General features: G+C 68.4%; 21 protein-coding genes. 11 read left to right on the plus strand and 10 right to left on the minus strand.

The window, feature by feature from the left end; all coding sequences use genetic code 11:
• Window positions 1–30: 30 nt before the first annotated feature.
• Both OG407_RS26005 and OG407_RS26010 read right to left on the minus strand, forming a co-directional pair.
• Window positions 31–1,368, minus strand: a complete 1,338-nt coding sequence (locus OG407_RS26005) for a nitrate/nitrite transporter (protein ID WP_405861656.1) — start codon at window positions 1,366–1,368, stop codon at window positions 31–33.
• Window positions 1,365–2,060, minus strand: a complete 696-nt coding sequence (locus tag OG407_RS26010) for a GntR family transcriptional regulator (RefSeq protein ID WP_405861658.1) — start codon at window positions 2,058–2,060, stop codon at window positions 1,365–1,367. The genes OG407_RS26005 and OG407_RS26010 overlap by 4 nt, the downstream gene beginning before the upstream one ends.
• Window positions 2,061–2,338: 278 nt before the next feature.
• Here OG407_RS26010 and OG407_RS26015 point away from each other — a divergent pair, with 278 nt between their 5' ends.
• Window positions 2,339–3,253, plus strand: a complete 915-nt coding sequence (locus OG407_RS26015; RefSeq protein WP_405861660.1) for a D-alanyl-D-alanine carboxypeptidase family protein — start codon at window positions 2,339–2,341, stop codon at window positions 3,251–3,253.
• Between the two features lie 99 nt (window positions 3,254–3,352).
• Here the strand turns inward: OG407_RS26015 and OG407_RS26020 are convergent, their stop codons facing one another.
• The 4 genes from OG407_RS26020 to OG407_RS26035 are packed head-to-tail and all read right to left on the minus strand — an operon-like array spanning window position 3,353 to window position 5,711.
• The gene (locus OG407_RS26020) at window positions 3,353–4,456 is read right to left on the minus strand and encodes a DUF6183 family protein (protein WP_405861662.1); all 1,104 of its coding nucleotides are present in this window, start codon (window positions 4,454–4,456) and stop codon (window positions 3,353–3,355) included.
• The gene (locus OG407_RS26025; RefSeq protein ID WP_405861664.1) at window positions 4,453–4,644 is read right to left on the minus strand and encodes a DUF397 domain-containing protein; all 192 of its coding nucleotides are present in this window, start codon (window positions 4,642–4,644) and stop codon (window positions 4,453–4,455) included. Before OG407_RS26025 ends, OG407_RS26020 begins: the two co-directional genes overlap by 4 nt.
• Window positions 4,645–4,647: 3 nt before the next feature.
• Window positions 4,648–4,824, minus strand: a complete 177-nt coding sequence (locus tag OG407_RS26030; RefSeq protein ID WP_405861666.1) for a DUF397 domain-containing protein — start codon at window positions 4,822–4,824, stop codon at window positions 4,648–4,650.
• A gap of 5 nt (window positions 4,825–4,829) precedes the next feature.
• On the minus strand, window positions 4,830–5,711 hold the full coding sequence (locus OG407_RS26035; RefSeq protein WP_405861668.1) for a helix-turn-helix domain-containing protein: 882 nt from the start codon (window positions 5,709–5,711) through the stop codon (window positions 4,830–4,832).
• Between the two features lie 246 nt (window positions 5,712–5,957).
• Here OG407_RS26035 and OG407_RS26040 point away from each other — a divergent pair, with 246 nt between their 5' ends.
• From OG407_RS26040 to OG407_RS26070, 7 genes are all read left to right on the plus strand, one after another.
• Entirely contained in the window at window positions 5,958–6,455 is a 498-nt protein-coding gene (locus tag OG407_RS26040) for an ATP-binding protein (protein WP_405861670.1), read from the plus strand.
• Between the two features lie 63 nt (window positions 6,456–6,518).
• Complete coding sequence (locus tag OG407_RS26045; RefSeq protein WP_405861672.1) at window positions 6,519–6,968, plus strand: WXG100 family type VII secretion target; 450 nt, start codon at window positions 6,519–6,521, stop codon at window positions 6,966–6,968.
• Window positions 6,969–7,046: 78 nt separating this feature from the next.
• Window positions 7,047–7,364 (plus strand): WXG100 family type VII secretion target, encoded by a 318-nt coding sequence (locus OG407_RS26050; RefSeq protein WP_405861674.1) that lies wholly within the window; start codon window positions 7,047–7,049, stop codon window positions 7,362–7,364.
• Window positions 7,364–9,058 (plus strand): RNase A-like domain-containing protein, encoded by a 1,695-nt coding sequence (locus OG407_RS26055; protein WP_405861676.1) that lies wholly within the window; start codon window positions 7,364–7,366, stop codon window positions 9,056–9,058. Before OG407_RS26050 ends, OG407_RS26055 begins: the two co-directional genes overlap by 1 nt.
• A gap of 7 nt (window positions 9,059–9,065) precedes the next feature.
• Window positions 9,066–9,566 (plus strand): hypothetical protein, encoded by a 501-nt coding sequence (locus OG407_RS26060; RefSeq protein WP_366494730.1) that lies wholly within the window; start codon window positions 9,066–9,068, stop codon window positions 9,564–9,566.
• A gap of 77 nt (window positions 9,567–9,643) precedes the next feature.
• On the plus strand, window positions 9,644–9,943 hold the full coding sequence (locus tag OG407_RS26065) for an RNase A-like domain-containing protein (RefSeq protein WP_405861678.1): 300 nt from the start codon (window positions 9,644–9,646) through the stop codon (window positions 9,941–9,943).
• 54 nt (window positions 9,944–9,997) lie between these two features.
• Window positions 9,998–10,687, plus strand: coding sequence for a contact-dependent growth inhibition system immunity protein (locus tag OG407_RS26070; protein ID WP_405861680.1), 690 nt, complete (start codon window positions 9,998–10,000; stop codon window positions 10,685–10,687).
• A gap of 50 nt (window positions 10,688–10,737) precedes the next feature.
• Here the strand turns inward: OG407_RS26070 and OG407_RS26075 are convergent, their stop codons facing one another.
• From OG407_RS26075 to pdhA, 3 genes are read right to left on the minus strand one after another with little or no spacing between them, the layout of a single operon-like run.
• The gene (locus tag OG407_RS26075) at window positions 10,738–12,123 is read right to left on the minus strand and encodes a dihydrolipoamide acetyltransferase family protein (protein WP_405861682.1); all 1,386 of its coding nucleotides are present in this window, start codon (window positions 12,121–12,123) and stop codon (window positions 10,738–10,740) included.
• A 10-nt stretch (window positions 12,124–12,133) separates the two neighbouring features.
• Window positions 12,134–13,141, minus strand: a complete 1,008-nt coding sequence (locus OG407_RS26080) for an alpha-ketoacid dehydrogenase subunit beta (RefSeq protein WP_405861684.1) — start codon at window positions 13,139–13,141, stop codon at window positions 12,134–12,136.
• A 1-nt stretch (window position 13,142) separates the two neighbouring features.
• A complete protein-coding gene (gene pdhA, locus OG407_RS26085; RefSeq protein ID WP_403589410.1) occupies window positions 13,143–14,300 on the minus strand; it encodes a pyruvate dehydrogenase (acetyl-transferring) E1 component subunit alpha in 1,158 nt (385 codons plus the stop codon).
• A gap of 321 nt (window positions 14,301–14,621) precedes the next feature.
• On the opposite strand from pdhA, the gene OG407_RS26090 reads away from it, so the two are divergent.
• The 3 genes from OG407_RS26090 (at window position 14,622) to OG407_RS26100 (ending at window position 16,889) form a co-directional block, all read left to right on the plus strand.
• Window positions 14,622–15,284, plus strand: a complete 663-nt coding sequence (locus OG407_RS26090; protein ID WP_405861686.1) for a response regulator — start codon at window positions 14,622–14,624, stop codon at window positions 15,282–15,284.
• A 49-nt stretch (window positions 15,285–15,333) separates the two neighbouring features.
• Entirely contained in the window at window positions 15,334–15,771 is a 438-nt protein-coding gene (locus OG407_RS26095; RefSeq protein ID WP_405861688.1) for a pyridoxamine 5'-phosphate oxidase family protein, read from the plus strand.
• Window positions 15,772–15,884: 113 nt separating this feature from the next.
• Window positions 15,885–16,889 (plus strand): phosphotransferase, encoded by a 1,005-nt coding sequence (locus tag OG407_RS26100; RefSeq protein ID WP_405861690.1) that lies wholly within the window; start codon window positions 15,885–15,887, stop codon window positions 16,887–16,889.
• 116 nt (window positions 16,890–17,005) lie between these two features.
• On the opposite strand, the gene OG407_RS26105 is transcribed toward OG407_RS26100, so the two are convergent.
• Window positions 17,006–18,517 (minus strand): protein kinase domain-containing protein, encoded by a 1,512-nt coding sequence (locus OG407_RS26105; protein ID WP_405868601.1) that lies wholly within the window; start codon window positions 18,515–18,517, stop codon window positions 17,006–17,008.
• Window positions 18,518–18,683 lie beyond the last annotated feature (166 nt).

Genomic DNA, 18,683 nt, shown 5'->3' on the forward strand with positions numbered 1-18,683 from the left:
CGTGTGAGAGCGGTGTGAGAAAGGGCGGGTTCACGCGGGCACGTGGACCGTCTCCACCCGGCTCGCCACGAGCCGTTCGCTCTCGCGGCGGGCCGCCCGGCGCCGTAGCCGGAGGATCTGGCTGACGCCGACCGCCTGGAGGACGAAGATCACCGAGAAGGCGATCGAGTAGTTGTCGCCGGTCGCGTCGAGGAGCACGCCGACCAGGAACAGGGTCGTCATCGAGGCCACGAAACCACCCATGTTGGTGATTCCGGAGGCGGTGCCCTGACGCTCCGGCGGGTTGGCCGGGCGGGCGAAGTCGAAGCCGAGCATCGAGGCGGGCCCGCAGGAACCGAGCACCGTGCACAGCACGATCAGCAGCCACATCGGCGCGTGGTCACCGGGGTAGAGAAGCGTGACCGCCCACACCAGCGCCGTGGCGCCGACCGTGCCGAGCGCCAGCGGCAGCCGCGCGGTGTGGTGCCGGGCGACGATCTGGCCGTAGACGAGGCCGACGAGCATGTTGGACAGGACGACGAGGGTGAGGAGTTCGCCGGCGGTGGCGCGGGACAGGCCCTGCGCCTGGACCAGGAACGGGAGGCCCCACAGGAGCAGGAACACCATCGCCGGGAACTGGGTGGTGAAGTGCACCCAGAGGCCGAGGCGGGTGCCCGGTTCGCGCCAGGACGCGGCGATCTGACGGCGGACGTAGGCCGCGCCGCGGTGCGGGAAGGGGGCCGGTTCGTGGCCCTCCGGGTGGTCCTTCAGGAACAGAAGAAGCAGGACGAGGACTACGACGCCTGCGAGCGCGCTGCCCGCGAAGGCGGCCGTCCAGCCGATGCCGTGCAGCAGGCGCGCGATCACCAGGGTGGAGACGAGATTTCCGGCCATTCCCGCGAGGCCCGCGAGCTGGGCGACCATCGGGCCGCGGCGGGCCGGGAACCAGCGGGTGCCGAGGCGCAGCACGCTGATGAATGTCATCGCGTCACCGCAGCCGAGCAGCGCGCGGGAGGCGAGGGCGGTGCCGTAGGAGGGCGAGAAGGCGAAGCCGAGCTGGCCGGCGGTGAAGAGCACCACCCCGATGGTCAGCACCTTCTTGGTGCCGAGGCTGTCGACGAGGAGGCCGACGGGTATCTGCATGCCCGCGTAGACCAGCAGTTGGAGGATCGAGAACGTCGACAGGGCCGAGGCGTTGACGTGGAACCGCTCGGCCGCGTCGAGCCCCGCGACACCGAGGGACGTACGGAAGATGACGGCGACGAAGTAGACGGAGACGCCGATGCCCCACACGGCGAGGGCGCGGCGGCCACCGGGCGGATCACCGGGAAGGGAGAGGGCGGAACCGGAACTGCCGCTACTACTGCTGTTGCTGCTGTTGCTGCTCATCGGACCTCGCCCCGGGCCAGGTGGGAGAACCAGTCGACGTGCTGGTGGACGATCCCGGCGGCCGCCTCGGCATCGCCGGTGCGCAGCGCGTCGAGGATCGCCGCGTGCTCGGTGAGCGTCTTGGCGATGCGGTCGGGGTGCGAGTGCATGATGGCGACGCCCATCCGCAGCTGCCGGTCGCGGAGTTGGTCGTAGAGGCGGGAGAGGATCTCGTTGCCGCCGCTGCGCACGATCTCGGCGTGGAAGCAGCGGTCGGTGACGGCGGCGCCGGCCAGGTCGCCCGCGGCGGCCTGTTCCTTCTGCCGGTCGAGGAGTTCTTCGAGCCGGGCGATGAGGGTCGGCGACGCCGGTACGACCTTGCGGACCGCGTGCTGCTCGACCAGCATCCGGGTCTCGACCACGTCCGCGATCTCCTGCGAGGAGACGGGCAGGACCAGGGCGCCCTTCTTCGGGTAGAGCCTGATCAGCCCCTCGACCTCCAGGCGCAGCAGCGCCTCGCGCACGGGGGTCCGTGACACTCCGACGGCCTCGGCCAACTCGCCCTCGGTGAGCAGGGTTCCGCCTTGGTAACGCCGGTCCAGGACACCCTGTTTGACGTGGGTGTAGACGCGGTCGGCGGCGGGGGGTTGCTTGACGACGAGAGGGGCGGAATCGGTGGCGGCGAGGGACGGAGCGGGGGACGCGGACGGCATGAGGACAGCATAGATACAACACGTACACATGAGGACGGGCGTCCAGGATGCGGACGGAATCGGGGGGAACCGAGGGGAACCAAGGGGCGCCGGGCGCGCGTCTACGGATGTGCATTTCCGCGGCCGGTTCTCGGGGGCGTTTCACACATTCGGGGAACCCGGCCCAGCAACCGCACAACCTTCTGTGCTACTTACGTGTCACACACGTGCGGCCCTCTCTTTCCCCCCTCCAACTGGGCCGCTCCTCAGGGGCATTCAACGTATTCGGGGTACCTCAGTTGATTACTGCCATTACCGGCATCAAGGGCAGCCGCTTCCGCAGAGCCGCCGCGGTCACCGTGACCGCAGGCGCCGTGCTCGCGACCGGCGCCCTGACCGCGGCACCCGCACAGGCCGCCGTCGCGAAGCCGACGATCGTGGCCGCGGGCGGTTTTGTGATGAACAACGCCACCGGCAAGTCGCTCTACACGAAGGCCGCGGACACCAAGCGGTCGACGGGCTCCACCACGAAGATCATGACCGCGAAGGTCGTCCTCTCGCAGGCGAACCTCAACCTCGATGCCAAGGTCACCATCCAGAAGGCCTACAGCGACTACATCGTCGCCAACACCGCCTCCTCCGCCCACTTGATCGTCGGCGACAAGGTCACCGTCCGCCAGCTCCTCTACGGCCTGATGCTGCCGTCGGGCTGCGACGCGGCGTACGCGCTGGCCGACAAGTACGGCGCGGGCTCGACGCGCGCCGCGCGCGTGAAGTCGTTCATCGGCAAGATGAACTCGACGGCGAAGACGCTCGGCCTGACGAACACCAAGTTCGACTCGTTCGACGGCATCGGCAACGGCAACAACTACTCGACGCCGCGCGACCTGACGAAGCTCGCCAGCAACGTGATGAAGAACGCCACGTTCAAGACGGTCGTCAAGACCAAGTCGTACACCGCCAAGACGGTCACCAAGACCGGCAGCACCCGCACGATGGCTGCCTGGACCAACACGAACACCCTGCTCAGCAGCTACAGCGGCACGATCGGCGTGAAGACCGGCTCCGGCCCCGAGGCCAAGTACTGCCTCGTCTTCGCCGCCACCCGCAACGGCAAGACGGTCATCGGCACGGTCCTCGCGTCGTCCTCGGTCACCCAGCGCTCGACGGACGCGACGAAGCTGCTCAACTACGGCTTCGCGACGATCGGCTGACATCCAGTCAGCTTGCTTGTCCGCAACCGAGGGACCTGCCGCATGCCAGCGGCGGGTCCCTTTGTCGTACGGCTCTCTCGCCGGCCTGGCTCTGGCTCTCTAGTCGGTGTCCGTCGCCGCCAGCACCGCGATCCGGCGGCGGTCGGGGGAGAGGGCGGCTATGCCGTAGTCGGAGTCGATGTCGCCATGGAACCAGTCCGTGTCGGCCTCGAAGTGGAACCAGGTACTTTGCCGCGCACGATGCTCCACCTCCCCCGCACTCGCGCCCGCCGGAGCACCGCTCAGCCCGGCGATCGAACGCCACGCCCACAGCCGGCCGTACGCGCCGTGCACACCCGAGTCGAACATGCCGCCCATCGACGCCGTGTCGAAGAGGAGTCGCCAGATCGCGTCCAACGGGCGGACGGCGATCTCGAAGCGATCCGTAGGGCCGAGCCCGTCGACGCACTGCATGGGCAAGGTCGGCAGCAGAGCCGGCATCCGCTCGGGTGGGACGGCCTCGTCCAGCAGGAACACCCAGGCGCCGTGGTCACCCCATTCGCCCGCCTGCACGGCGGCGACGATGCTCTCGTGTACGTCCGTCGTGGCCATGTCGCGCAGGGCGAACCGCTCGGACTTACGGGGCGTCGGCGGGTCCACGCGGCCCTCGACGGGCAGTTGGCTCGGCACTCCGTAGGAGGAACCGTTGATCGAACGGGTCGGGAAGTCGGCGCCGGACTCAAGGCCACGGCGGTGCACCGGGAGCCAGGCGAGGGCGTGCCAGCCGGGTCGGACGATCACCCAGGAGCGCAGCGCCGGGAACGCGTCGGTCTCCACGCCGCGGAGCACCAACTCGTGGAAGAGGCAGTCGCGCAGTTCGTCCAGGTGATCCTGCGCGCGACGTTCGAAGACGGTGGCTGCGAGGTCGGCGACCTGATGATGCTCTGCGAGGAGTGAGGCGACGAAGGGCAGCAGGGGGCGGCTCCCTGTGGACGGGCGTTTTTCGTCGAGGAGTTGGAGCAGGTGGCCCAAGCTGTCGCGGCCGGGGGTGAGGGCCAGCACCCTTACCACGTGGGCCAGTTGGCGCTCACATTCCCGCACCTGCCGTACGGCTTCCGCATGCCGGTCGGCCAGCTGCTCGCCCAGCTCACGCATACAGGCCGCGTCCCCTTGTGCGGCGCGCTGTTCGGCCTGGCTCCACGTGAGGCCGTCGAAATCGCTCACCCTTGGTGGTCACCCGCGTGTGCTGCGAACGCCGTCCAGGCCGAGGGGGTGATCTGGAGTATGGGTCCGTCCACGCGCTTGGAGTCGCGGACGGCAACGGTGCCGGGGATGTCGCGGGCGACCTCGACGCACTCGCCGTGAGCGTCGCCGCTGCTGTACGTGGACTTGCTGAACTCGAAGTAGTGCATGGTTCACAGCTCCCTGGTGAATGTTGCCCATGCGTTGGGGTTGAGCCGAAGTATCGGGCCGTGCATGTCCTTCGAGTCACGGACGGCCACCGTGCTCGTGATGTTGCGGGCGACTTCGACGCATTCCTGACCGGCATTTCCGCCGCTGTAGCTGGACTTGACGAACTCGAATGCGGGCACGCCGGCTACGTCTCCTTCAGGATCGCGTCGATCAGTCTGACCGAGTTCTGCCCCGCGAGGCCCAGCCGCGTGATCCGGTCGAAGAGCCCGTTGTGGTGGTCGGCATCAGTATCGCTCTCGAGCCAGACGGTCGACGAGGTGGTATCCACGTGAACCACGTCCAGTGCACCCGGCTCGGCGAACGACACGATGGTGAAGGCGCTCGTCATACCCGGATGCGCACCGGCCAGGTAGGGCAGCACCTGGAGCTTCACGTTCGGTCGGCGCGCCATGTCCAGCAGATGCCCCAGCTGGGCTCGCATGACCTCGCGCCCGCCGACGAGTTGACGCAGGGCGGCCTCGTGCACGACCGCCCACAGTTCCAGCGGGGCCTCTCCGTGCAGCCGAGCCTGTCGTGCCATTCGGGAGTCGACGAACGGCTCGATCTCGTCCGGGTCCTCCCAGTGGCCGTTGCCGACCGCGAGTGCCCGCGCGTAGTCCGTTGTCTGCAACAGCCCCGGAACTACGGCCAGTTGCCATGTCCGGATGTTGGTGGCGATGTCTTCCAGCGCCACGTACTCGACCATCGCGGAAAGCTGCGGGTACTGGTTCCACCAACCACGGGCCTTGCGTCTCTCACGGTCCGTCCTCGCGAGGGTCAGCAGCCGCGCGATGACCGGTTCGGCTGTCTCGCCGTAAAGGTGACAGAGCGCTCGGATATCCGGATCGCGGATCGGCACCAGCCCGCGCTCCATCTTCGCGACCTTGGCCACCGACGCCGACAGCGCCTCGGCGGCATGCGCCTGACGCAGCCCCCACATCTCACGCATGCGCAGCAGTTCACCGCCCAGCCGCCGCGCAAGCACGGTCGACACTGACACCCCGCGATCAGGGTTCCGACCTGCCATCTCGCGCTCCCCCCCGACGAGTTGGTCACAGTCTGTGCCGTCGTCGCACTGCGAGCAAGCAAGTTCGAGTAGAAATTTATGGCCTCACACTTGCTGGCCAATGTCCCCCACCGCTACCGTCAGTACCGAATCGCCCACCCAGCGACACCAGTTGGCGGAAGCGCACCGCGCTGCCCGCACCCGGCACAGCACGGCAGAGCCACCCCACCTGGCCTCGTCCCCCACCGCACAAGGAGGTGGGCCCCGGTGACCGGCTCCTGTCCTCCCGGACTCCCCAAGCCCCACGACCGCCGCCGCTACGACCGCTACGACGCCGTCACCTACACCCCGTACCCGATCAACATCCCCCGCGCCCGCAGACACGTCGCCCACCTCACCACCACCTGGGGACACCCCCACTCCGCCGGCGACGCGGCCCTGCTGGCAAGCGAGTTGTGTACGAACGCCTTACTCCACGGCTGCCTGCGGGACCGCCTGTTCCGCGTGGAGACGTCCCTCACCGGCAACGCCCTGCGGGTCGCGGTCACCGACCCGAGGGGCGAGCGGCTCCCGTACCCCCAAACCTCCACCCCCGAGGACCAGTTCGGCCGAGGCCTCCTCATCGTCCGTACGCTGGCCGCCCGTTGGGCCGTGGAGAAGCTCACCGTCGGCAAGACCGTCTGGGCGGAGTTGGACATCCCGAAGAATCCAACGGAGCCCGCTCCACACCGAATTGAAGGCTTCCGAAATCCCTGTCGACCGTAGGATCATTGCAACCGCAAGTGACATGTGATGCCGACGTGACGGAGACGGGGACGGGGATACGGCATGACAGTGCCTGGAATCGGTGCGGGCGGAGGTGGGGGGCGAGGTGGAGGCGGTGGCCCCGACCTGCACGTCACGTCCTCCGACCTCACCAAGCTCGCCGGCGACCTCGACGACATGCAGGACCACCTCGACAAGCAGGTCAGGCGGATGGACACGATCGTCGACCGCGTCGAGGCCGGCTGGCGCGGCCCGGCGGCGACGGCGTACCGCGAGTTCCACCGCGCGGCGACCGAGGACGCCGTACGCATCCGCGAAGTGATGAAGCTGCTGGAACAGGCCGTGCGGATGAGCCGGGACGGCTTCTCCGCGAACGACATCGACGTGCTGGAGCACATGCGGACGATCCAGGTCGACATCGGCAGCGAGGTCGACAAGCTGTCGACGCCCAACGTGGAGACGGCAGGGGATACGCCGGCACCGCCTCCCCGCAGCAGCCTCGACTCCTTCTGACCCTTCTGGTCCTTCCGCCCGCGAGCCGTCAAGTGCCCATTGCCCAGCCGTAGTTACCGACCGATATCCAGGGGGATCATGTCGACCGGGGCTTCCGCCGACGACGACCACATAGCCGTCTCCTTCGCCACACTCCACGACCTCACCGCCGAGCTGGAGGACATCCTCAAGCAGCTCAACACCAAACTCGACGACCTCTACGACCGCGCCGAACCGGTCGTCCTGTCATGGAAGGGCGAGGCCCGCGAGGTCTTCGTCGAGAAGCTGGATGAGTGGGACCGCTCGGCGCAGGATCTGCAGGCCGCGCAGAAGTGGTTGCACGCGTATGTCACCACCGGTCACGCGAATTACGCGGCGGCACACCGGGCGGTGCTGCGCGGCTGGGGAGCCGCCTGATGAGCACCCCGACGCCTCCCGGGACCGGGAAGATCGATGTCACTCCGACCGTCCTGTACGGCGTCTCAACGGGCATAGCAGGTCAGCAGGACCCTCTTGACCGTGGCATCAAGTCGTTCCTCGACGAACTGGCCCGGTACCCGGACGGCGGCGGGAGGGGTACGGCGATGAAGGACTTCACGACCGCCTACCTGAAAGTCGCCGAGCGTTTCCTGGAGGTCTGGGCGAAGTCCGTGGTGAGCGTGGGAGGAGCCGCTGTCGGCTTCACGTCCACCGCCAACAGCTACGCGGCGGCCGACGCGGCCACACACCCTTCGCCGACAGGACAGCCGACGCACCGGCCGAACCCGCATGTCATCGACAAAGTCCCCACGTACGGTCCGGTCACCGATTTCAAGTGGGGGGACATCGATGCGGGCCAGGACCTGATGCAGGAGGCCCTCGAAGGCCTGGAAGCCGTGGTCCTGGCTGTCATGCGGCCCCTGTTGGAGCACGAGTGCCGTTGGGGCAAAGCGGCGACGATCCTCCCGTTGCCCAATCATCTGCGCCTGTACTCAATCTCCCAGGCGTGGCGCATGCCGCAGACCACGCTCGGCATGGTGGACGGAACGCTGACGGGCCTCGTCGGCAGCATCACCGACCAGACCGACCAGGACTGGTACAACGCGATGCGGACGTTCTGCAGCACGTTGTGGGGGACGTCCGCCTGGGGCCAGAACCGCGAAGGTTACGACTGGGCCAACGACGACGCGAAGAAGAGGGGAAGCAGCCATCCCGTCTTCGCCGTTCTCTTCGACACGTGCGATGCCATGGTCGACGCGATCTACAACGTCGCAAAGGCCGCCGAGGACGTCCGGGACGATCTGCACCGGATTTACCGCCAAGCCGTTGTCGACAGTATCAAGCAACTCGACCCCAGAGATATAGACGTCACGGACGCGAAGAGTCTACTGAAAGGGCTGTGGGAAACAGGAAAGGGCTTGGTCGCGGACGTCTCCGTCGGGATCGTGCTGAACATCGACGAGGGCGCCCTGAACGACGCCGTGTCGGCCTACGAGAACCGCATTCATCGACAGGCCGGCGAAATAAAAGCGTTACTGCCGGCACTGGACGAGGCATACACGAGCACACCGACCTTCAATGCCGAGACGGCCAGAGCTGAGGCGTTCGGCGCGCGGGCGTTGACAGGCTTCAAGGGAAATCCTCTGTATACAGTGCCAGGGGACAGCGAAGCCAATCATGCATACCCGCTCGACCTGGCGAATCAAGAAGGAATACACGGAAGTCACATCATCGACAAGCACGTGGGTAAGACCGATGAGCAGCTCGCGCAGCGGCTCAGAGATCAGCCGACGATCGACGCTGCCTCCACTTTCTCTAACCTTCCCGCTGCCCAGAAATACACACAGAACGCGATGGAATATATCGGGCCACCTGCAAATTCAGGGCAGCAAAACGAAGGCGTGAACAATAAGGCGAAGATCGAGAGGTGGATTTCCAGGCCACGCTCCGATGCCTCTATTTTGACCCTTGATCCGGTCGAGTACAATTCCGTGACCGGGCGTACGATTACAGCTGGCAACCCGCACGCAAGTGCCGCGCAGGATACACATACCGTGAAGGTCGTACTCAAATACAAGAATGGCCTCCACCCACCCTATGTAGCCTACACATCCATGCCGACGCTTCCATAAGCCAACCATGGGAGGATCTGTGACGAGGAATAATCCGGACCTGCCCGGGTGTCTGCAAAGGTATTTCGACGAGCGTCAATCCTTTGCTGCAATCAATTCCCGCGGGGAAACGGAATGGAATGAAACTGTCGTAGAAATGGTTCACGGAACCCATGCACTCCGAATTGTTGACCGCACGACATTGCGCGACAGCCTTTTGGAAGTTTCACATGAGGGAGCTCTCGATCTGGCCAGACTGATTTCTGGCGGATCCCTTCTGTACGGTCCCAGTGAATCCCTCCGGACATTGGACACGGAGCGGGACGAATGCTTGCGCGAAACCTTGGCAACCGCCGGGAAAAACGCCCGGTTCTTCACCAATCACGGGCACGCGGAAGATGGTGACCAGGCCGATTTTCTGGTGTCGTCGTTTCACGTCAACTCGCTTGCCGACACAACAATCGACGTCTGCCTTATCGGAGTTTCTGACGAGAATGTCCTGGTTCTCTGGCGTTTCGAGGATGACTAGACACTCCTGGCCACCCCCGAAACCATGAGGACTGGCGTCGCGATGTGCAGGCCGTGAAGACTGAGAGTGAGCAACGAATGCGTACCCGCACCGCCACCTACCCCGACCGAGAAACCGCCCAATGGGCCACCCAACAGACCGTCACCGCCAGCGAACAGGTCATCCACCGCTGGCTCGCCCAGTCCACCCGCCCCCGCCTGACCATCGAGGCGACGTGGCCCTCCCGCCCCGAGCCGGTCGGACGAGTCCTGCTCCAGGCGATGATGCTGGCCGGGCGAGACCCCGTCGATGTCCACGCGGCCCGCGTGATCCTGAAGCGGGACGAATCCCGACCGCACGGCTTCGCCGTCCACGCCACGTTCCCCGTCTACCTGTAGCCCGTAGCCGTAACCGACCCACCCGTAGCGACCCGATCCGTAGAGGCTGATCCCGTGCCCCTGAGCCCCCTCGAACACGACCGCCGCTACGGCGAGTTGGACCAGGTGATCCGCGCCTACGCCGGGCAGCCGGCCGACGACACCCCGGACAAGCCGAGCGAGGCACTGGTCGCCTACCTCCGCCACACCTGGCACAGCCGACCGTGGGCCCTCGCCGTCGCGGAGCGGCAGCTACGGGAGTACGCCGACAATCCGCCGGGCCGACTGCGCCTGCGGCTCGGCGAGTTCTACGCCATCCCGGACGTGGGGCTCCCCGAGGCCGAGATCCAGCAGTGGCTGTACTGCCTCGCCGATCACGTCAAGCACAGCGTCGGGGAGGGCGAGGTCCCACCCCCGGCCACCCCCGCCACCCACTGGGAGTGGCACGCCCGCTTCCCGGAACTCGGTCAGTTCCTCGGCGGCTGGTTCTCCCAGGACATGCCGGACGAGTTCGACGACCACGACGCGGCGACCGACGACTACCGCACCTCGACCGACCCGCACCTCGTCGCCCGCCTCACCGGCGAGCTGCACGAACTGCTCGCCCTGGACATCGACGAGTCCGACTACGCCCTCGCCGTCGCCGAGTTGGGCATGGAGGTCGATCCGCCGACGCCGTACTCACCGAGCGGCTGGCTCGCGCTGGTCGCCGACCGGCTGACCACGCCGCGCGCCGACTACGGGACCCCGGCAGACCAGAGCTGAGCCGCGCGCCCCCACTCACAGAGACGCGCGGCCCATGAAGGCAGCAGCCACTACCCCCAGGTGATCAGCCTCTTCGGCTGCTCCAGAATCGCCGCCACATCAGCCAGCACCTTCGACCCCAACTCCCCGTCCACCAACCGGTGATCGAAGGACAGGGCCAGCGTCGTCACCTGACGGGGCTTCACCTTGCCCTTGTGGACCCAGGGTTGGAGTTTGATCGTGCCGACCGCGAGGATCGCGGACTCGCCGGGGTTGAGGATCGGTGTGCCGGTGTCGATGCCGAAGACGCCGACGTTGGTGATGGTGACCGTGCCGCCCTGCATCGCCGCCGGGGACGTCTTGCCGTCTCTCGCCGTCGATACCAACTCACCCAGGGACTGGGCGAGTTGCGGCAGTGTCTTCGCGTGGGCGTCCCTGATGTTCGGGACGATCAGGCCGCGTGGGGTCGCCGCCGCGATGCCGAGGTTGACGTAGTGCTTGAGGACGATCTCCTGGGCGGCCTCGTCCCAGGACGCGTTGATGTCCGGGTTGCGCTTGATGGCGACGAGGAGGGCCTTCGCGATCAGCAGGAGCGGGTTGACCCGTAGGCCCTGCATCTCCTTGTCCTGCTTCAGCTCCTCGACCAGTTTCATCGTCCTCGTCACGTCCACCGTCACGAACTCCGTGACATGCGGTGCCGTGAACGCCGAACCGACCATCGCCGCCGCCGTCGCCTTGCGGACGCCCTTGACCGGGATTCGAGTCTCCCGCGTCGAGTCCGCGACAGGCAGGGAGGGCGCCGGAGCCGCTACCCGCTCAGGCGCCTGCGCCTGCGTCTGCGCCTGCACCGGGGCCGGTGCCACCGCCGCGTGCACGTCCTCGCGGGTGATCACGCCGTCCCGGCCCGACGGGGTCACCGTCGCCAGGTCGACGCCCAGGTCCTTCGCCAGCTTGCGCACCGGCGGCTTGGCGAGGGGGCGGGATGTCACCACTGCTTCCGGCACGTGGCCGTTCAGCTCGGCCTGGACCGCCGCCGACGCCTCCTGGGCCGGGATCTCCGCGCCCTTGCGGGGGCGGCGCTTCGTGGCGGACGTGGAGACGCCGTAGCCCACCAGGACCGGTGTGCGGGCCGGAGCCGCGGGCTTCGCTGCCTCCTGCACGGGAGCGGCCGGGGTCTCCACAGGAGCCGCCCCGCCCCCGGACACGTCCACCGCGATGATGGACGTCCCCACGTCCACCGTCGTCCCCTCCGGGAAGCGGAGTTCGCGCACCACCCCGTCGTACGGGATGGGCAGTTCCACCGCGGCCTTCGCCGTCTCCACCTCGCAGACGACCTGGCCGTCGGTGACGGTGTCGCCGACCTGGACGTACCACTTGAGGATCTCGGCCTCGGTGAGGCCCTCGCCCACGTCCGGCATCTTGAACTCGCGTACGGACGCTTCTGTCATCGTCGTCACGGCCCTCTCCTCAGTACGCCAGAGCGCGGTCGACGGCGTCGAGCACCCGGTCCAGGCTCGGCAGGTACTCCTCCTCCAGGCGGGCCGGCGGGTACGGGGCGTGATAGCCGCCCACGCGCAGCACCGGGGCCTCCAGGTGGTAGAAGCAGCGCTCCGTGATGCGGGCCGCGATCTCGCCGCCGGAGCCGAAGAACACCGGGGCCTCGTGGACCACGACCAGGCGGCGGGTCTTCTCCACCGAGGTCTGGATCGCGTCGAAGTCCAGCGGGGACACCGAGCGCAGGTCGAGGATCTCCAGGGACCTGCCCTCCTCGGCGGCCGCGTCGGCGGCCTCCTGGCAGAGCTTCACCATCGGGCCGTAGGCGGCGAGGGTGAGGTCCGTGCCCTCGCGGACCACGCGGGCCTTGTGGAGGGGGTCGGGGATCGCCTCGCTGTTGACGTCGCCCTTGTCCCAGTAGCGGCGTTTCGGCTCGAAGAAGATCACCGGGTCGTCGCTCTGGATGGCCTGCTGCATCATCCAGTAGGCGTCCGACGAGTTCGACGGGCTGACGATCTTCAGGCCCGGCACGTGCGCGAACAGCGCCTCGGGGGACTCCGAGTGGTGTTCCACCGCGCCGATGCCGCCGCCGTAGGGGATGCGAATGACGACCGGGAGCTTGACCTTGCCCAGGGAGCGGGCGTGCATCTTGGCGAGCTGGGTGACGATCTGGTCGTAGGCCGGGAAGACGAAGCCGTCGAACTGGATCTCCACGACCGGGCGGTAGCCGCGGAGGGCCAGGCCGATAGCTGTGCCGACAATTCCTGATTCGGCCAGCGGAGTGTCTACCACCCTGCGCTCGCCGAAGTCCTTCTGGAGGCCGTCCGTGACGCGGAAGACGCCGCCGAGCTTGCCGACGTCCTCGCCCATGATGAGGACCTTGGGGTCGGACTCCAGGGCGGCGCGCAGCGATTCGTTGATCGCCTTGGCCAGCGGCAGGTTCTTGAACGTCGTCGCCTGTGTCGCATTCTGTGCCGCCATGTCACTTACCCCCCTCTTCGTCCGCGAACGACGCCTGGTAGGCGGCGAACTGGGCCCTCTCCTCGTCGACGAGCGCGTGCCCGTCCGCGTACACGTGCTCGAAGATGGCGAACCGGTCCGGGTCCGGCATGGCACGGACCGCTTCGCGCACTCGTCTGCCCAACGCTTCGCTCTCTGTTTCGAGTTCCGCGAAAAATCCCTCATCCGCGTGACGCGCGGCTTCGAGGTACGTGCGCAGACGCAGGATCGGGTCCTTCGCCTCCCAGGACTCGCGCTCCTCGTCGGCCCGGTACTTGGTCGGGTCGTCGGAGGTGGTGTGCGCGCCCATGCGGTACGTGTACGCCTCGACGAGCGTCGGGCCCTCGCCGTTGCGGGCCCGCTCCAGTGCCCACTTGGTGACCGCGAGGCAGGCCAGCACGTCGTTGCCGTCGACGCGGACGCCCGGGAAGCCGTAGCCCTGCGCGCGCTGGTAGAGCGGGACGCGGGTCTGCTTCTCGGTGGGCTCGGAGATGGCCCACTGGTTGTTCTGGCAGAAGAACACGACCGGCGCGTTGTAGACCGCGGAGAAGGTGAACGACTCGGCGACGTCGCCCTGGCTGGAGGCGCCGTCCCCGAAGTACGCGATCACGGCGCTGTCGGCGCCGTCCATGGTCACGCCCATCGCGTAGCCCGTGGCGTGCAGGGTCTGCGAGCCGATGACGATCGTGTACAGGTGGAAGTTGTTCGTGTTCGGGTCCCAGCCGCCGTGGTTGACGCCCCGGAACATGCCGAGCAGGTTGGTCGGGTCGACCCCGCGGCACCAGGCGACGCCGTGCTCGCGGTAGGTCGGGAAGACGTAGTCGTCCTCCCGGGTGGCCCGCCCGGAGCCGATCTGGGCGGCCTCCTGGCCGAGCAGCGAGGCCCACAGGCCCAGCTCGCCCTGGCGCTGCAGGGCGGTGGCCTCGGCGTCGAAGCGGCGGGTGAGCACCATGTCGCGGTACAGGCCGCGGAGCTCATCGGGGGTGATGCCGGCGACGTACTTGTCGTACGGGGCGGTCTTGGCGTTCTTGACTCGCTTGCCCTCGGGCGTCAGCAGCTGGACGAGGTCCGGGTCGGCGCCCTTGGCCTTGCTTCCGGCGCTGCGTCGCGGCTTGCGCGGGGCAGTGCTCTCCACGGTCACGTGTGCTCCTCCGTCGGTCCGGCTCCCCGGGTTCGCCGGGTGCCAGTGCGGCTCACCTGCGCCCCACGGACGCACAGGGTGGGTGCGGTTCGTCGGGAACAGGCGTGACAGGTGCCCCGGCGAGCGCCCTGCAGAAGGCACGTTACCCAGTGCTCCACAATTCTGTGAAACCCCTCCTGACCTGCGATTTTGCTTGGATTTCCAAGTAAATCGCGAAAGTCGGGAACAAGTCCTGGTCACAGCCTTGCAGGGGGCCGGAACAACGGCACGTTATCCCGCTCACCTCGGGCACGGGAAGAGCCCGTATGTGAGACTTACCGCGTGCCCGGAGACGGAAAAATCAGCGTATTTCTCCTCGATGACCACGAAGTGGTCCGCCGGGGTGTCCACGAGATGCTCTCGGTCGAGGCCGACATCGAGGTGGTGGGCGAGGCCGGTACGGCGGCCGACGCGCTGGTGCGGATCCCGGCCGTGCGCCCCGATGTGGCGATTCTCGACGTACGGCTCCCGGACGGCAGCGGGGTCGAGGTGTGCCGCGAGATCCGCGCGCGGGACGAGTCCGTGAAGTGCCTGATGCTGACCTCCTTCTCGGACGACGAGGCCCTCTTCGACGCGATCATGGCGGGCGCCTCCGGGTACGTCCTGAAGGCCATCCGGGGGAACGAACTGCTGAGTGCCGTACGGGACGTCGCGGCCGGCAAGTCACTGCTCGACCCGGTGGCGACGGCCCGGGTGCTGGAGCGGCTGCGCAACGGCGGCCCGCAGCAGGACGAGAAGTATGAGTCCCTCACCGACCAGGAGCGCAGGATCCTGGACCTGATCGGGGAGGGGCTCACCAACCGGGCGATCGGCGAGCGGCTGCACCTCGCGGAGAAGACCATCAAGAACTACGTGTCGAGTCTGCTTTCCAAACTCGGCATGGAGCGGCGCTCGCAGGCGGCGGCCTATGTGGCGCGGAGACAGGTCGAGCAGCAGCGTCATTAGGGACCAAAGACCCCTCCCCTGGGCATGCGGTCCGGCCGACAGTGTTCCTATGTCCCTCGACGCACCACCCGGCGCCGAACAACTCGCCGTCGACCTGCTCTCCCGCACCGATCACGGCAGGGTCGCCACCACCCTCCGGGCGCTGCCCTTCCTGGCCTTCGCCAGCCACATCGTGCAGGACGGGCGGCTGCTGCTGCGCATGCCCCGGAGTCACGGCTACCACCACGCGTGCGTGGGCAGCGTCGTCGCCTACGGAGCGGACAACCTGGGCTCGGCCGGGCCGGGCGAGGGTCTGTGGTCCGTGCAGGTCGTGGGCGCGTGCGAGAGCTACGATCCGACGGCCGACCAGGTCGAACGTTTCGGCCCCGTCCCGGCCACGGTGGACGGGGAGTCGTACGAGCCGGTCTATCTGCGCATCGAGCCCCAGTTGAGCACCGTGCACTCGGCGGACGGCGGTCCGGAACGGCACTTCAAGCCCACCCTGTGACCGAAAGCGACCATCGACGACCGAGCGGTGACTTGCTGTGACAAACCGCAGCTCAAGGGCCCACCCCGTGCCCTAGCATCGGCCGCGTGCCGCCCTTACGTGTACCACCCCCCGTGCCCCACGCGCCCCCGCTGGGCGCCCTCCTCCGCCAGTACGCCGCCGGGTCCGCCGTCGCCTGCGAACCCGTCGAGCAGGGCCTGCTGAACCGCGGCTACCGGCTCCGCACCACCCGGGGCCGCTACTTCCTCAAGCACCACTTCGACCCCGAGACCGCGGACCCGGCGGCGATCGCCCGCCAGCACACCGCGACCCGGCGGCTGGCCGACCTCGGCGTTCCCGTGGCTCCCCCACTGCCCGCCCGCGACGGCCGTACGGTGGCCGTCGTCGGCGGGCACGCCTACGCCCTGCACCCCTGGATCGACGGCAGGCACCGCCACGGCGGCCAGTTGACCACCGGCCAGTGCGGACGCCTCGGCGCGCTCCTGGGGGTCGTCCACGCGAGCCTGGAGCGGGTCATGCCGGGGCGCCGGGAGGAGTGCGCGCCGGGCGCCGACCCCGCCGACACCTTCGCCCTCATCGACGACCTCCTCGGGCACGTCCGCCGGCACCGGCCCGCCGACGCCTTCGACGAACTGGCCCGCCACCGGCTGCTGGAACGCCGGGAGCTGCTGGAGCGGCACGCGGACCGACGGCCGCCGCGCGGGGCCTCCGTGGGGTGGGTGCACGGGGACTTCCACCCGTTCAACCTGCTCTACAAGGGCGACGCCCCCGCCGCGATCGTCGACTGGGACCGCCTCGGCGTCCAGCCCCGCGCGGAGGAGGCCGTACGCGCCGCCGCGATCTTCTTCGTACGGCCCGACGGGGCCCTGGACCTGCCGAAGGTGCGGGCGTACGCGCACGCCTACCGGCGTTCGGCGGGCGCCGGCCCCGCCGAACTGGCCGCCGCCGTGCACCGGGTGTGGTGGGAGCGGCTCAACGACTTCTGGATGCTGCGCTGGCACTACGAGCGGGGCGACACTCGCGCGGACCCCCAGTTCCCGGCCGCGTCGGCGCTCGCCGTGTGGTGGACGCGGGAGTACGACACGGTGTGCGAGGCGTTCGCGGAGGGCGCCCCCTAAGGCAGCGGAAAGCGGAGGGCGCCTCTTAGGGCAGCGAAAAACAGCACGCGCGCGTGGACCCCTGTTACGGGGCGCACGCGCGCGTAAGTGCTTCGGTGCCGGTGATCCGGGCCGGGTCAGCCGCCGCCGAGGGTGCCTGCGACGGCGCCGCCGTCGTCGCCCCCGTCGTCACCGGTGCCGCCCGATTCCGTCGGGTCCGCCGAGGTCGTCGTGGACGGGGTGTCCGACGGCTCCTCGGAGACCGTCGCGGACGGGGTGCTCGAAGGCTTCTCGGTGGCCGTCTCGGACGGGGTGTACGAGGGCTTCGACGTCGGCGTGTACTGCGAACCGGAGGTCGTGCCGCTGTCGTCCGTGTCCGTGTCGGACGGCGAGGCGGTCGCGTCGTCGCTCGGCGTCTCGGTGGCCGTGTCGTCGGTCGCGGTCTGCGAGGTGGTCGGCGACTGGGTGGTGCCCGAACCGCCGCTGCCGCTACCGGTGTTGTTCAGCGCCAGCGCGACACCCGCCGCGATGGCGATCACCGCGAGCACCGCGAGGATCCACAGCTTGCCCCGGCCGCTGCCCTGGTTGCCGTGCCCCTCGAAGCCGCCGTCGTCGCCGTTGCCGTAGCCGCCGGGCAGGATCGGCTGCGGGATCTGCGTGGTGCCGGAGGAGTCCTGGGGCATCACGGTCGTACCGGCGAAGCCGCCGGGCGGGGTCCCCTGCCCGTTGGCCACGGTCACCGGGCCGGTGTTCCAGGTGCCGGTGTGGCCGCCCTGGTCGTAGAGCATCTGCAGGCCGTACTGGACGAGCCCGCGCATCTCCTCGGCCGTCTGGAAACGGTCGTCCGGGTCCTTCGCGAGGGAGCGCATGACGAGGCCGTCGAGTTCCGGCGGGCAGACGCCGTTCGAGGTCTGGGACGGCGGGACCGGGATGTCCTGGACGTGCTGGTAGACCACCGACAGCGGGGTCTCGCCGGTGAACGGGGGCCGCAGCGCGAGGAGTTCGTAGAGGAGGCAGCCCGTCGCGTACAGGTCGGAGCGGTGGTCGACGGCCTTGCCGAGCGCCTGCTCCGGGGAGAGGTACTGGGGCGTGCCCATGACCATGCCGGTCTGCGTCATCGTCGTGGACGCCCCGTGCAGGGCGCGCGCGATGCCGAAGTCCATGACCTTGACGGCGCCGTTGTGCGTGATGATCACGTTCGCGGGCTTGATGTCGCGGTGCACGATGCCGTGCTGGTGCGAGTAGGCGAGCGCCTCCAGGACGCCGGAGACGATGATCAGGGCCTGCTCGGGCCCGGGCGCCTCGGCGTTCAGGAGGAGGTCGCGGATCGTGCGGCCCTCGACGATCTCCATGACGATGTACGGCACGGACATGCCGCCCACGTAGTCCTCGCCGGAGTCGTACACGGCGACGATCGCGTGGTGGTTGAGGCCGGCCACCGACTGGGCCTCGCGCGTGAAGCGCGCCTTGGACGTCGGGTCCTCGGCCAGGTCCGAGCGGAGCAGCTTGACGGCGACCGTGCGCCCGAGCCGTACGTCCTCGGCCGCGAAAACCTCGGCCATACCGCCCCGGCCCAGTCTGTGGGTGAGCCGGTACCGGCCGTCGCCGACCAGTCCGCCGTTACCCCACAACTCCGGTGCGTCCGACATTCCGCCGCCAGCCGCCTCGGGGTCGGACGGGCCCTGAGCGTGCTGCTGTGCCATCAGTCCTCGCCGTCGTTTCTGCCCGCGGTGCGCGCGGTGTTGTTACGGTCTCCGTCGGCCACGCTACAGGCTCGGCGCAAGCCTCCGGTCCGGGATCAGTGCCGGAATCGTC

The sequence above is a fragment of the Streptomyces sp. NBC_01515 genome, from assembly GCF_045040345.1.
In the GTDB taxonomy this organism is placed as follows: Bacteria; Actinomycetota; Actinomycetes; order Streptomycetales; family Streptomycetaceae; genus Streptomyces.

Bases quoted from the DNA above. Each gene is read 5' to 3' on its own strand.
- OG407_RS26005 (WP_405861656.1), bottom strand. From the start codon at position 1,368: ATGAGCAGCAACAGCAGCAACAGCAGTAGTAGCGGCAGTTCCGGTTCC.
- OG407_RS26010 (WP_405861658.1), bottom strand. From the start codon at position 2,060: ATGCCGTCCGCGTCCCCCGCTCCGTCCCTCGCCGCCACCGATTCCGCC.
- OG407_RS26025 (WP_405861664.1), bottom strand. From the start codon at position 4,644: ATGCACTACTTCGAGTTCAGCAAGTCCACGTACAGCAGCGGCGACGCT.
- OG407_RS26035 (WP_405861668.1), bottom strand. From the start codon at position 5,711: ATGGCAGGTCGGAACCCTGATCGCGGGGTGTCAGTGTCGACCGTGCTT.
- OG407_RS26045 (WP_405861672.1), top strand. From the start codon at position 6,519: ATGACAGTGCCTGGAATCGGTGCGGGCGGAGGTGGGGGGCGAGGTGGA.
- OG407_RS26050 (WP_405861674.1), top strand. From the start codon at position 7,047: ATGTCGACCGGGGCTTCCGCCGACGACGACCACATAGCCGTCTCCTTC.
- OG407_RS26055 (WP_405861676.1), top strand. From the start codon at position 7,364: ATGAGCACCCCGACGCCTCCCGGGACCGGGAAGATCGATGTCACTCCG.
- OG407_RS26060 (WP_366494730.1), top strand. From the start codon at position 9,066: ATGGGAGGATCTGTGACGAGGAATAATCCGGACCTGCCCGGGTGTCTG.
- OG407_RS26065 (WP_405861678.1), top strand. From the start codon at position 9,644: ATGCGTACCCGCACCGCCACCTACCCCGACCGAGAAACCGCCCAATGG.
- OG407_RS26080 (WP_405861684.1), bottom strand. From the start codon at position 13,141: ATGGCGGCACAGAATGCGACACAGGCGACGACGTTCAAGAACCTGCCG.
- OG407_RS26095 (WP_405861688.1), top strand. From the start codon at position 15,334: ATGTCCCTCGACGCACCACCCGGCGCCGAACAACTCGCCGTCGACCTG.
- OG407_RS26105 (WP_405868601.1), bottom strand. From the start codon at position 18,517: ATGTCGGACGCACCGGAGTTGTGGGGTAACGGCGGACTGGTCGGCGAC.